General features: G+C 44.8%; 10 protein-coding genes. 8 read left to right on the plus strand and 2 right to left on the minus strand.

Annotation, left to right across the window (positions count from 1 at the left end):
• Positions 1-9 precede the first annotated feature (9 nt).
• The 6 genes from moeB (at position 10) to FLM53_RS21330 (ending at position 7,837) form a co-directional block, all read left to right on the plus strand.
• The gene (gene moeB, locus FLM53_RS21305) at positions 10-759 is read left to right on the plus strand and encodes a molybdopterin-synthase adenylyltransferase MoeB (RefSeq protein ID WP_176679510.1); all 750 of its coding nucleotides are present in this window, start codon (positions 10-12) and stop codon (positions 757-759) included.
• 254 nt (positions 760-1,013) lie between these two features.
• Positions 1,014-3,149, plus strand: coding sequence for an LruC domain-containing protein (locus FLM53_RS21310; RefSeq protein ID WP_176679509.1), 2,136 nt, complete (start codon positions 1,014-1,016; stop codon positions 3,147-3,149).
• A gap of 11 nt (positions 3,150-3,160) precedes the next feature.
• Entirely contained in the window at positions 3,161-3,766 is a 606-nt protein-coding gene (locus FLM53_RS21315) for a hypothetical protein (protein ID WP_176679508.1), read from the plus strand.
• A gap of 176 nt (positions 3,767-3,942) precedes the next feature.
• On the plus strand, positions 3,943-4,257 hold the full coding sequence (locus tag FLM53_RS21320; RefSeq protein ID WP_176679507.1) for a hypothetical protein: 315 nt from the start codon (positions 3,943-3,945) through the stop codon (positions 4,255-4,257).
• Positions 4,258-4,307: 50 nt separating this feature from the next.
• Positions 4,308-5,156 (plus strand): sulfurtransferase, encoded by an 849-nt coding sequence (locus FLM53_RS21325; RefSeq protein WP_176679506.1) that lies wholly within the window; start codon positions 4,308-4,310, stop codon positions 5,154-5,156.
• 377 nt (positions 5,157-5,533) lie between these two features.
• On the plus strand, positions 5,534-7,837 hold the full coding sequence (locus FLM53_RS21330) for an EAL domain-containing protein (protein ID WP_176679505.1): 2,304 nt from the start codon (positions 5,534-5,536) through the stop codon (positions 7,835-7,837).
• A gap of 95 nt (positions 7,838-7,932) precedes the next feature.
• Here the strand turns inward: FLM53_RS21330 and FLM53_RS21335 are convergent, their stop codons facing one another.
• Positions 7,933-8,937, minus strand: a complete 1,005-nt coding sequence (locus FLM53_RS21335; RefSeq protein ID WP_132969104.1) for a sugar-binding transcriptional regulator — start codon at positions 8,935-8,937, stop codon at positions 7,933-7,935.
• A gap of 459 nt (positions 8,938-9,396) precedes the next feature.
• On the opposite strand from FLM53_RS21335, the gene tal reads away from it, so the two are divergent.
• Both tal and tkt read left to right on the plus strand, forming a co-directional pair.
• Positions 9,397-10,347: a transaldolase gene (gene tal / locus FLM53_RS21340; protein ID WP_046209277.1), complete on the plus strand. Its 951-nt coding sequence runs from the start codon at positions 9,397-9,399 to the stop codon at positions 10,345-10,347.
• An 86-nt stretch (positions 10,348-10,433) separates the two neighbouring features.
• Positions 10,434-12,425, plus strand: coding sequence for a transketolase (gene tkt / locus FLM53_RS21345; protein WP_176679504.1), 1,992 nt, complete (start codon positions 10,434-10,436; stop codon positions 12,423-12,425).
• 102 nt (positions 12,426-12,527) lie between these two features.
• Here the strand turns inward: tkt and FLM53_RS21350 are convergent, their stop codons facing one another.
• On the minus strand, positions 12,528-13,142 hold the full coding sequence (locus tag FLM53_RS21350) for a hypothetical protein (RefSeq protein ID WP_256099319.1): 615 nt from the start codon (positions 13,140-13,142) through the stop codon (positions 12,528-12,530).
• Positions 13,143-13,146: the final 4 nt, after the last annotated feature.

The following is a 13,146-nucleotide window of genomic DNA, read 5'->3' on the forward strand; positions in this document are numbered from 1 at the left end:
GGCTTGCTGATGGAAATACTGTCTGATGCAGAGATGCTTCGCTATAACCGCCAAATTATCCTTAAGCAGTTTGATTTTGAAGGCCAAGAAGCGCTGAAACAAAGCTCAATTTTGGTACTAGGCGCTGGTGGCTTAGGCTGCGCTTCTGCCCAATATCTTGCGACAGCAGGCATTGGTAAGCTAACGCTAATCGATGATGATGTTGTTGAGCTTTCAAACTTACAGCGCCAAGTCCTTCACACCAATGCTGACATTGGTAAGAAAAAGGTCGTTTCAGCCGCAGAATCACTGCAGGTATTAAACCCTCACCTTAAAGTTGAAACTGTCGACCACAGACTTGATGACGAGGCACTAGCGAAGCTCATTGAAGCGCATTCGTTAGTACTTGATGCCAGCGACAATGTAGAAACACGCAATCAACTTAACCGTTTATGCTACGCATCTAAAACGCCATTGGTTTCTGGTGCTGCGATTCGCATGGAAGGTCAGATTAGCGTATTCACCTATCAAGATGAGAACGCACCTTGCTACCAGTGTTTGAGCGCTCTATTCGGCAATGCAGCGCTAAGCTGTGTCGAAGCAGGTGTGATGGCGCCTGTTGTCGGCATGGTGGGCGCAGCTCAAGCTTTGGAAGCGATCAAAGTTATCGCTAAGTTTGGACAACCAAAACAAGGCAAACTTTTAATTCTCGATGCCATGTCACACAGCTGGCGTGAGATGAATTTGATGAAGATGCCTAACTGTTCGGTGTGCGGATAGACTAAACCATATACCGTCTTACCGAGAACCCAAGCCTTGACGATAAGTCAGGGCTTTTTTATGTCTGAAGTTTAGCTTCTACTCAAGGTTATCAAATTGAAATAGTTATTAAGAGATTAGTTTCATTTGAATTCTCATTTTGAGAAAACAACAAAAACTTGAATTATCAAAAATAAAAAGCATTAAAATCAATAACTTAAAAATGGCACATTACTTGATTAAGTATCTAGACCTTCCATCACAAGGATGTAGATATGAGAATTACAACGTTAAGTTTGCTATTAAGTGCGCCACTGGTCGCCAACGCAGCGCCATTCGATACTTGCCCTAGTAAGGCATACCTTTTTCAATCCACTCCAGTTCAAGTCTGGGGAGTTAACCTCGTTACTGGTTCAACTACCCTACTAGAAGACGATACGGGGATGAACGCTAACATCAACGGTGTTGGTTTTGACTTCGAAGACAGATACATCTACGGGTATGACACCACCAACAAACGCCTAGTACGTCTTGGTCAAGACTTCCAAGCAGAAGTCATCAATACCAGCGGATTACCAACAGACCATACCTTCTATGTAGGCGATGTCTACGACCATGTTTACTACCTGTACCGCACCGGTAAAGGGCTGTTCACAGTTGATCTATCCCCTCTCGATTCAGATCCTAATGCAACCGTTACGGTAAACAAAATCGCAGGCAGCCCAGCAACTGTAAGATTGACTGATTTCGCCTTCCACCCAAGTGATGGCTCTTTATATGGTATCGATAATAACTCTGGTGGCTTGTACAGCTTTAATCCTACAACGGGTGCAGAAACCTACATAGGTGATACTGGAGAAACTGGTACGTTCGGTGCAGGTTATTTTGATGTAAACGGCTACTACTACGTATCTCGAAATCAAGACGGTAAGATCTACCGTATCAACCTATCTCCAGATAATGCGGCCAATATCGCTGCTGGGATTGTTCCAGCCGTTGAATTTGTATCAAACGGCCCAGCTTCCAACCAAAATGATGGTGCTCGTTGTGCCAATGCCCCTGTTGTTGATGAAGACTCCAACATCGACTTCGGTGACGCACCAGACAGCTACCTTACTCTATTAGCAAGTAATGGTCCTCGACATGAACTTGATGGCATCACTTGGTTAGGTACAGACGCACCAGATGCTGACCTTGATGGCTACGTAACACCGCAATCTGATGAAAATGTTGGCATTGATGATGAGTGGGCAAACGGTGGTATCGGTTTTGTTACCGCACTTGAAGCCGGACTCGATTCAAAAGTTGTTATTGAAGCTTCAACGACTGGTTACCTTTCAGCTTGGATTGATTGGAACCAAGATGGCAGCTTCGATGGCGCTAATGAGCAAGTATTTACCGACTACCAACTGGATGCGGGTGAGAATGACCTGTTCCTTAATGTTGATATCAACGCATTAACGGGGACAACTTGGGCTCGTTTCAGATTCAGTCAACAAACCAACCTGAGCTACTTTGGTGGTTCAACATCTGGTGAGGTGGTTGATATTCAAGTCGATGTTCTTAATGACGGGGCCACAGCCCGTTACTTCCCAAGCGCTTCGGGCTACGCAACCTTGGCGTATGAAGACAACTGGCCATATAAAGCCGACTACGACATGAATGATGCCGTGATTATGTATCGAATCACAGAAATCCTAAAAGACGGAAAAGTAGTGAAATCAACTATCGACGGTCGCCTAGCTGCTGTTGGTGCAACCTATAGAAATGGTTTCGCGGTTCGCTTACCAAACCTTGCTCCAAGCTCGGTAGACAGCGGTAATTCTTACATGAAACACAATGGAGTCTTTACTGACTTAGACATGGAGGACGGACGTAGTGAGGCGATATTTATTGCCGCCGAAGATTTAACGTCTAAAACAGAGACATCGTGTACCTTCTACCGAACCAGTAACTCATGTAAAGACGACGAACAGTTTTCTTTCCAAATAGGAATCAGCTTATCAGGCGATGGTATCAGTACTGATACATGGACAGATATGCCTTACGACCCGTTTATCTTTGCAACACCTGGCTACTATCACGGTGAAAATCTACCTCTGCACCCAGGACGCAGTTGGGAAGTTCACCTACCAGACCAAGCACCAACGGAAGCCTTTGATACAGACAACCTCTTTGAAGCTGGATTAGGTGTCGATGACAGTAACCCATCAACAGGTAAATATTTCAAAACGGCAGAAAACCATCCTTGGGCACTGATCATCACGTCAACCGATGAGTGGCAATGGCCTCAAGAGTATGTGGATATTGTTACCGCTTATCCAGAGTTCAAACAATACGCAGAGTCCGGTGGTGACACGAATCAAACGTGGCATGAATCACCTGCAGACAACCAATGCTACGTGCCATAAGGAGAAACGCTATGACTATTCAAAATAAACAATATCGAAAAGCTCATTGCGTTGATTCAAGTCGCAATCTATCGGAGGAAAATCGTATGTCTGCACAAAGCACTTGGAATATGAAGAAATCGCTGGCTGTTATTTTAGCTGTCACTCCACTGGTATTAGTTGGTTGTGGGGGCGGCGGTGGGGGCGGCAGTGCATCTACGCCATCACCAGCAACACCGTCGACTCCCGCTGCACCTTCAACACCAGTGACGGCAACGCCTTCTCCAGTAACAAGTGCGGCAGCAACACCAACCTATACAATGAGTGATGTGGTTGTGCCCGATGGCTTTGATTACAGCTCAATAGAGCAATTTGATCTCGACATCGACATCAGTAGCATTTCTACCGCTCGCTCATTTGTCACCGTTTATAGCCGTTTTAGCACGCGAGATGACTCTACCTTGAAACCGGACTACTCAAGTAAAGTGATTGCAGGCTCGTTAGACAATGGTGTATTTGCCTCTAACTTTACTGCGCCTGTGAACCACGACTCTCTCTTGGTCGAAATTTGGTTTTACGATGGGCAACCACCATTACAACAAGTGGTTTCGAGCACTGATTCTCAAATCGTTTGGTAAGAGACCTTAGTTAAGAGTTTTTCATAACTCATTACTGATAACTTTAAAGTGAGCTGAAATGCTCACTTTTTGTTTGGGTTCGAATCTAGAGTGAGTTCATTGTTTCTGATTGACTTGATTCACTTTAACGCCAATCTCACTTATATTTTCAACATAACCTTCAAAGACTTACTCTCATGAAACAGTTAAAAATGGGTCTATTTATCTTAATGTGTGGTGTGGGCGTATTAGTTGCTCTTGCCTATTTTCCTATGACCTCTGAGACAGGACAACGCATTCAAGCCAAGGTAATTTCGAATACTCTCACTCAATCACTAGATGGGCACCGACGCTACCTCACCGTTCAGACAGAAGATAATCAAGTATTTCGCGTTTCCATTGCACCCACCACAGACTGCCCTATTGATTCTGTGGTCGCGCTTGATACATTAAACAATCAAATAACCGGACAAAGCAGTTATCAGTTCATCCACTGTAGAACTGCGCCTTAGTCGTCGATATAACAACAGTGATAACTACAACAAGAATGGATATAAGAAAAATGAATCAGCCACTCATTTCACCGGAACAGCTTCAACAACGTTTGCTAGAAGAAAACAACATTGTAATCCTAGACGCCAGTATCGAATTTCAGATCCCAAGTGAGTCGGAAAAGATCAAGGGACAAATGATTCCTGGTGCTCTTCGTTTTGATTACGACAAAGACTTTTGCAACAAGCACACCTTACTTCCTCACATGTTTCCTTCCGAAAAACACTTCAACACTCGTGCTCGCGAAATTGGTATCAATCAAGACAGTACGGTTGTGGTTTACGATAACTCTGGAACCTTTGCTTCACCTCGTGCGTGGTGGATGTTTATGGCGATGGGGCACAAAAACGTTTACATCTTAGATGGTGGTCTACCTGCGTGGATCGAAGCTGGTTACGCCACAGACACTTCGTACAGAACTCAGGTAACACCGGGTAACTTCGAAGGTCATATTCAAGACAACTACTTTGTAAATGCTCAGCAAATCCAAAGTTATTCCGATGATAAGAGTGCAAACATTCTAGATGCACGTTCGCAAGCTCGTTTCGATTCACAAGTACCAGAGCCACGTGAAGGCTTGCGCAGTGGCCATATTCCAAATTCTATTTGTTTACCATTCGTACAAGTATTGAATACAGGCAAATTGAAATCCCAAGAAGAGCTCTCCGACATCTTTTCAACGTTAGCTTTAAACCCCTCTCAACCTATGTTCTTTAGTTGTGGTTCCGGTGTGACGGCCTGTATCATTCTATTGGCCGCTAAGCTGGCGGGATATTCGGGCGAAATGGGCGTTTACGACGGCTCATGGACTGAATGGGGTGCTAACGAACAATTACCTATCGCTGTGACCAAACAGTAATTCAACTTCGCTTACTGCTACTGTTAGAATATACTGCGCATGCATAAAGGGCTTACTGTTAGTGATGACTTAACGTCTCATTGAGTAAGCTCTTTGCTTTGCGGTAACGCTATATTCGTTTGACACCAAAACTCGATTAGCACTGTTCTTTAATTAATCTGTATAAATTTGCTAAGCATAAATCGTGAGCAATCATGCACTAATCGTTATTGCTCGTGTGAATGTTAATATTTCACTCAAGAATCTTCGTTCGTAGTCGTTACACTATTTAATGATTAGCCATTATCGATGTGTCTTACAAACTTAATACATCATATTGGCGCCCAATAGTTTGTCTCATGCACTCTGTTCCAAGTCGTAACCAAAAAAGGCATTCCATGGCTCTATTTAAGAAAAATATCTGGTCGCTGTACGCTCTAGTCGTACTGCTCACCTTGATACTTTTCACTGTGCTAGGTGTAACAAAATGGCAAGCAAATAGAGAAGACTTCATAGAGCAGCAGCATATTCAAGTCGAGCTGTTTTCTAGCTCGGTCAGTTCATTACTCACAAGCCAAGAGGCACTCTTAGAAGTGGTTGGACACCAATTGGCCCAACAGTCTGACTTCACTCGTACTGCCTCGATTCAAATTCGACCAATATTGGACAAGTTGCTTGATACTCACCCTGCGATTGCGGCATTTGGATTACTCAACCCTCAAGGGGACTACCTCGCGATCAGCTCCAACCTGCAATTGTCGAATCAACACAATCTACTTAACCACCCATACACCAGAGATTCATTTATAGAGGCTATGTCTAGCGAAAAGATGGTGTTAGGGCGTACCTATTTCCAAGAATCATTGAACAGTTTGGTGATTCCGCTAAGAAAATCGATCTCCATCGATGGCAAAAATGTCGATGCGGTGATGACTGCAGGCCTGCGCTTAGACAGCACAATAGTATTCGAAAACAATGCACACGCTGGTAGCTACAACACCCTAACCTTACTAAGACCCGACAACTACCGACAGTTTTATTCGAGCGATATTGAATCGCTCGAAGCGTATCTTGAGCCAGTTGATAATGATGTAGTAACACGCATCATTCATCATTTTGCACAACAAGTGAACGTCAGTCTCGAAGAGGCGAAAACAGGAAATAACACCTACTCTTTCAGCGTCGATGACGACATGTACCACTCATTGGTCAGCGCTAAATACATTCCAGATTACAAACTCTGGGTCGTTGGACGCACAGATCTTACTCACGTTGATAGTATCTTCATCCAAGAGTTCGGCATTCTTTTCGGCGCCTTTATTTTCCTTCAATTTGGTTTCTACATTTTAGTTAAGTCGATTGCCAAGAACGAGCAAAGAACGCGAAGCCAGCTGATCTACCAAGCAAATCACGATCCATTAACGTCTCTGCCAAACCGCTTATACATGCGTCGAAATATTGATAAATGGATTATAGATGAGTCTGAGCAATTCTCGCTGCTGTTTATCGATATCGATAACTTTAAGTGTGTTAATGATACTCACGGGCACGACTTCGGTGACAAGGTACTCAAACAGATTGCGTTACGTTTGATGCGATTCCGTTCTCGACTCAGCTTGTTGGTGCGTGAATCGAGCGACGAGTTTCTATTCTTAACGCCGTTAACGAACGAATCTGAGATTAAACGACTCGCCGAACGAATTATTGAGGTGCTTTCTCAACCTTATGAAGTTGAACACTCTCAGTTCTTACTCGGCTGCAGTATCGGTATTGCCCGCTTCCCTGAACACGGAAAAGACTTGGATAGCTTGCTCCGTTCTGCCGATATTTCGATGTATAAAGCGAAGCAGCAGCAAAACTCGTACAGCATTTTCACCACGGCGATGCAAGACGCTCACCTCTACAAAATGAGAGTAGAACAGAGGCTACGTATCGCTATTGAGAAGCAAACGCTGTTCATGGCTTTTCAACCTTTGGTACGTACCGATAAGAGAACTCATGGTGTCGAAGCACTGGTACGCTGGATTGATGACGAACTGGGTTTTGTCCCGCCCGATGTGTTTATTCCTGTCGCAGAAAGCACAGGCTTAATGCAAAAGCTAGGTACGTTTATTATTGAGTCGAGCATTATGCAGATCGCTCATTTGCATCGAACGACAGAACAGAAGATCGGGCTGTCGATCAACATATCGGTTCGTCAGTTTTCACATAAGTCGTTCTCTGACCACTTATTCGCTACGCTTGAAAAGTATCAGTTCTCTCCAAGCTGTTTAACGCTAGAGATTACCGAAAGCTTGTTCATTGAAGATGTGGCTATAGTAAAACCACTGTTTGAAGCGCTCAAAGAAAACGGTATCAAGATCTCTCTGGATGACTTCGGTACTGGCTATTCATCGTTGAGCATGTTGAAAGCACTCCCTATCGACGAACTTAAGATTGATAAGAGTTTCATTGAGAACATAGCTATAGACCAGCAGTCACTCACTATGGTGCAAAACATTATCGCAATCGGTAAAAACTTCGGCATGGTGGTATTAGCAGAAGGCGTAGAATCAAATGAGCATTTCTCGATTCTAAAGGCTTGTGGATGTGATTTGATGCAAGGCTATTACTTCTCTCGCCCTATCCCTTACGATGAACTGTGTGAGTATCTAGCACCAACTCAGGTTGAGACAATAGAACTACCAAAACCAACGGCATAACTGTCAGTTGATCTCACCAAGCTCGCGAATAACGCGATAAATCAAAAAAGGGAGCCTAAACAGGCTCCCTTTCGTTAATCAACAACACTTGTACCTTAACGATTTTCGTCTAACTCAGCGTGCTTCATCTGCTCGTCCAAGTTAAGTACCGTCAAAGCATTGCTTACGCTGGTTGCGATAACGTCTACCACGCCGGTTCTTAATGCACCTAACAAAGCTAGTGGTTTACTGTTTTCGGCGGCGATAGCGATCACTTCTGCTATTGGTCGAAATTCTTCTAAACCTAAGCCGATTACTCGGTCACTCATTACTGTGTTTGCTGCTTTGCCGTGTACATCAAAAAAGTCGTAACCCGCAAAGTCACCGACCACACCTTGTAATAAGCGAGATTGAACAACCTCGCCTGCAGTAAACCAACCTAGGTCGACCATGTAGCTGTTTTCACTCATGTCACCAATACCGACCAAAGCAACGTCAGCCTTTCGCGCCAAGTCGAGTGTTTGCTTAACGGTGCTGTTTTCCATGAATGCCGTTTTTTGTGCTTTGTTTTCTGCATAAGCGGGCGCATACAAGGTCTCAGACGAGCCACCGTACTTTTTGGCTAGCTGTCTACATATATGGTCGGCATTAAACATACCGCCTCTTGGGTGAATACCACCGATACCGCACACGAACTTACAGTCACGAGGAGTAATTACGCCAGTATGATGAGCAACAGACGATACGTTTCGCCCTTGGCCTACTGTTACTACCATGCCGTTTTTCAAGGTACTGGTTAAATAGTTAGACACTAGGCCTGCAACTTGCAGTCGCTGCTTCTCTTCGTTTGGTTGGTCTAGTGCCACAAGTGCACGTTTCACGCCAAAGCGTTCAATCAAGCGTTGTTCTATCTTGGCACTGAATACGGGGTGGTATTTCACGGTGATCTCAACAATACCCTCATCTCGGGCTTGCTTGAGCATTCGACCAACCTTTGCACGAGAGATAGAGTACTTTTTGGAGATCTCTTCTTGTGTCGCGCCATCCTGATAATAAGCAACAGCCACTTCAGTGAGGAGATCAGTGTTTTCTTCGGAAACATCTTGGATATTCTTACTCATATACCACGCAACCTATATTTAACAATTATTTTACCTGCTTTGAGAACAAATGTTCGATGCATCAGCAAGTGATACACAAGTTTACACCGTGAACATATGTAACAACAAGGAACATTTGTTCACGGTGATAGCCTTGGTTTTATTGTTGATTAATTCACCTCACTCTGCTCGTTAAACGTTTGCTTGCATACCCCATGATTACTAGAGCGAAATATATTTGACTGAAGTCACCATACAGGACTATTTACCGTTGACTTTGGTGCTAGATCGGATAAATATGGCTACATCATTTACTCATCGAGCGATCAAATGTTCTGTGCAAATGTTCGTTCGGAGAAAAATTTAAATTAATGTAAGTTTGGCTCACTGGTACAACCATTGAGAACTTCATTAGTTAGCTTGCAAATGCCCACACCTCTCCCATTAACGAGGTGTTATGCGATACATAGGATGATCAAAATGAGCAATAAATTAGAGCAACTTCGTAAACTAACAACTGTTGTAGCTGACACTGGCGATATCGAAGCTATCAGCAAGTACACTCCTGAAGATGCAACAACTAACCCATCTCTAATTCTTAAAGCTGCTCAAATTGCTGAGTACGCACCTCTAATCGATGCTTCTATCGAATACGCTAAAGCGCAAAGCGATGATAAAGCACAGCAAGTTCAAGACACTTGCGACATGCTTAACGTGAACATCGGTAAAGAAATCCTGAAAGTTGTACCTGGCCGTATCTCTACTGAAGTAGATGCTCGTCTTTCTTACGACATGGAAGGCAGCGTTGCTAAAGCTCGTCAACTTATCAAAATGTATAACGACGCTGGCATCACTAACGACCGCATCCTTATCAAACTGGCTTCTACTTGGGAAGGCATCCGTGCTGCTGAAATCCTAGAGAAAGAAGGCATCAACTGTAACCTAACGCTTCTATTCTCTTTTGCTCAAGCTCGTGCTTGTGCTGAAGCTGGCGTATTCCTAATCTCTCCTTTCGTAGGTCGCATCATGGACTGGTACAAAGCGAAAGAAGGTCGTGATTTTGAAGCTTCAGAAGATCCAGGCGTAATCTCTGTTTCTGATATCTACAACTACTACAAAGACCACGGTTACAAGACTGTTGTTATGGGCGCAAGCTTCCGTAACATCGGCGAGATCCTTGAACTTGCTGGTTGTGACCGTCTAACTATCGCACCTCAACTTCTAGCAGACCTAGAAGCAGCAGAAGGCGAAGTAGTAGAGAAGCTAATCGACTCTAACGGTACTAAAGAGCGTCCAGCGGCGATGACTCACGCTGAGTTCCTCTGGGATCACAACCAAGACGCAATGGCTGTAGAGAAGCTAGCTGAAGGCATCCGCAACTTCGCAGTTGACCAAGGCAAACTAGAAGACATGATCGCAGCTAAGCTGTAATCAATCTCACCAATTTCAAATAGGGGAACGTTCAGTTCCCCTACTTTTATCAATTTGTTTATCTTAATTTTTATTCGGAAGTTTCTATGAACCGCAAACATCTAGCTAACGCTATTCGTGCTCTAAGCATGGACGGCGTACAACAAGCAAACTCTGGTCACCCAGGCGCTCCTATGGGTATGGCTGACATCGCTGAAGTTCTTTGGCGCTCTCACCTAAACCACAACCCATCTAACCCTGAGTGGGCTGACCGCGACCGTTTCGTACTTTCAAACGGCCACGGCTCTATGCTTATTTACTCTCTGCTTCACCTAGCAGGTTACGAGCTTTCAATTGAAGATCTTAAGAACTTCCGCCAACTTCACTCTAAGACTCCAGGTCACCCAGAATACGGTTACGCTCCTGGTATCGAGACAACGACTGGTCCTCTAGGTCAAGGCATCACTAACGCTGTTGGTATGGCAATGGCTGAGAAAGCGCTTGCGGCACAATTCAACAAAGAAGGCCACTACATCGTAGACCACTACACTTATGCATTCATGGGTGATGGCTGTCTGATGGAAGGTATCTCTCACGAAGCATGTTCTCTAGCAGGTACGCTAGGTCTTGGTAAGCTGGTTGCTTTCTGGGATGACAACGGCATCTCTATCGATGGTGAAGTTGAAGGTTGGTTCTCTGACGATACGCCTAAGCGTTTTGAAGCATACGGCTGGCACGTAATCCCAGCAGTAGATGGTCACGATGCTGACGCTATTAATGCCGCTATCGAAGCAGCTAAAGCAGATCCTCGCCCTACTCTAATCTGTACTAAAACAGTTATCGGCTTTGGCTCTCCAAACAAATCAGGTACGCACGACTGTCACGGTGCACCACTAGGCGCTGAAGAAATTGCAGCAACACGTAAAGAATTAGGTTGGGAGCACGGTCCTTTTGAAATTCCGTCGGAAGTTTACTCAGAGTGGGATGCGAAAGAAGCAGGCGCAGCTAAGGAAGCAGCGTGGAACGAGAAACTTGCAGCTTATGAAGCAGCATACCCTGAGCTGGCAGCTGAATTCAAACGCCGCGTAAACGGTGACCTACCTGCTGAGTGGGAAGAGAAAGCAAACCAAATCATTGCTGATCTTCAAGCTAACCCAGCAAACATCGCTTCACGTAAAGCATCTCAAAACGCACTAGAAGCGTTCGGTGCTATGCTACCAGAATTCATGGGCGGCTCTGCTGACCTTGCGCCTTCTAACCTAACCATGTGGTCGGGTTCTAAGTCTCTTGAAGCAACTGACTTCTCTGGTAACTACATCCACTACGGTGTACGTGAATTCGGTATGACGGCTATCATGAACGGTATCGCTCTGCACGGTGGTTTCGTACCATACGGCGCAACGTTCCTAATGTTCATGGAATACGCGCGTAACGCAATGCGTATGGCTGCTCTGATGAAAGTTCAGAACATCCAAGTTTACACGCACGATTCTATCGGCCTAGGCGAAGATGGTCCTACTCACCAACCGGTTGAGCAGATCGCTTCTCTACGTCTGACTCCAAACATGAGCACATGGCGTCCATGTGACCAAGTTGAATCTGCAGTGGCTTGGAAACTGGCAATCGAGCGTAAAGATGGCCCTACATCGCTAATCTTCTCTCGTCAAAACCTTGCACAACAAGATCGTAACGCTGCACAAGTAGCTAACATCGCTAAGGGTGGTTACATCCTGAAAGATTGTGAAGGCAAGCCAGAGCTTATCCTTATCGCAACAGGTTCTGAAGTTGAGCTAGCGGTTAACGCTGCTGCTGAACTAACAGCTGAAGGCAAGAAAGTACGCGTAGTATCTATGCCTGCAACTGACGCGTTCGACAAGCAAGATGCTGAATACCGTGAGTCTGTACTTCCATCTGACGTTACAGCGCGTATCGCAGTAGAAGCTGGTATCGCTGACTTCTGGTACAAGTACGTTGGTTTCGGTGGCAAGATCATCGGTATGACAACGTTCGGCGAATCTGCACCAGCAGGCGAGCTATTCAAGATGTTCGGTTTCACTACTGAAAACGTAGTAAACACAGCAAAAGAGCTTCTAGCTTAATCTTGATTCAATTGTCTCGCCCTAAAATGGCTTGATGCATAACGAAAGCCCCGCATGAAAATGCGGGGCTTTTTGTATCTGTTGTCAATTAGAGATTAAAGACTAGAAGCTAAACCGCGCGCCGACTCGAACCGTGTTTTGCTTTAGGTTTTTGCTATAGGTGTAGTCATAACCTGCATCAACGGCGAGCCACGAGATAATCTTAACCGAACTCAAAACTCCCAAACTATTTAAACCATGTTCAAAGGTATCTGTATAACTGTAAAACGGTTGCAGCGACCAACGTTCGTTAATCGAAACTACAGCGCCCGCTTCACCGATAAACCCTTCATCGTAGTTTTTGTTGGTTTCCCTGTTACATGGGTCAAGAATGCTGTCATTTCGGCACGAAGAACGTCTCTTAGGTTTCACCCAGTTAACGCCTCCAGATGCGTACAGTTCAACCTGCTGAGTGACCGAATGATACCAACCCAATTGAATAGACAGATCGGACAGCGTCGTTGAAGATCGGGTCGTCTTTGAAGAGTCGAAGCCAACAAACAGAGAATCCGTTACAGCATAATTGCCGCCGAAATAGCCGCCGTAAAGCTGCTTACTGCCTGAGTTGTTGTAAGAGCCTTCAAAGTAATCTTGAAAGCCATCATCACTGACTCGTGTGTTCTGATATCCCGTATAAAGATAGTGGGAACCCTTTGAAGCTAAGCTTGGGAAACTCATAAGA

This window comes from Vibrio sp. Scap24, from assembly GCF_013394185.1.
In the GTDB taxonomy this organism is placed as follows: domain Bacteria; phylum Pseudomonadota; class Gammaproteobacteria; order Enterobacterales; family Vibrionaceae; genus Vibrio; species Vibrio pomeroyi.

What these genes read in the sequence shown, in the direction of transcription:
- moeB (WP_176679510.1), top strand. Translation starts at nt 10, where the DNA reads ATGGAAATACTGTCTGATGCAGAGATGCTTCGCTATAACCGCCAAATT.
- FLM53_RS21310 (WP_176679509.1), top strand. Translation starts at nt 1,014, where the DNA reads ATGAGAATTACAACGTTAAGTTTGCTATTAAGTGCGCCACTGGTCGCC.
- FLM53_RS21315 (WP_176679508.1), top strand. Translation starts at nt 3,161, where the DNA reads ATGACTATTCAAAATAAACAATATCGAAAAGCTCATTGCGTTGATTCA.
- FLM53_RS21320 (WP_176679507.1), top strand. Translation starts at nt 3,943, where the DNA reads ATGAAACAGTTAAAAATGGGTCTATTTATCTTAATGTGTGGTGTGGGC.
- FLM53_RS21325 (WP_176679506.1), top strand. Translation starts at nt 4,308, where the DNA reads ATGAATCAGCCACTCATTTCACCGGAACAGCTTCAACAACGTTTGCTA.
- FLM53_RS21330 (WP_176679505.1), top strand. Translation starts at nt 5,534, where the DNA reads ATGGCTCTATTTAAGAAAAATATCTGGTCGCTGTACGCTCTAGTCGTA.
- FLM53_RS21335 (WP_132969104.1), bottom strand. Translation starts at nt 8,937, where the DNA reads ATGAGTAAGAATATCCAAGATGTTTCCGAAGAAAACACTGATCTCCTC.
- tal (WP_046209277.1), top strand. Translation starts at nt 9,397, where the DNA reads ATGAGCAATAAATTAGAGCAACTTCGTAAACTAACAACTGTTGTAGCT.
- tkt (WP_176679504.1), top strand. Translation starts at nt 10,434, where the DNA reads ATGAACCGCAAACATCTAGCTAACGCTATTCGTGCTCTAAGCATGGAC.
- FLM53_RS21350 (WP_256099319.1), bottom strand. Translation starts at nt 13,142, where the DNA reads ATGAGTTTCCCAAGCTTAGCTTCAAAGGGTTCCCACTATCTTTATACG.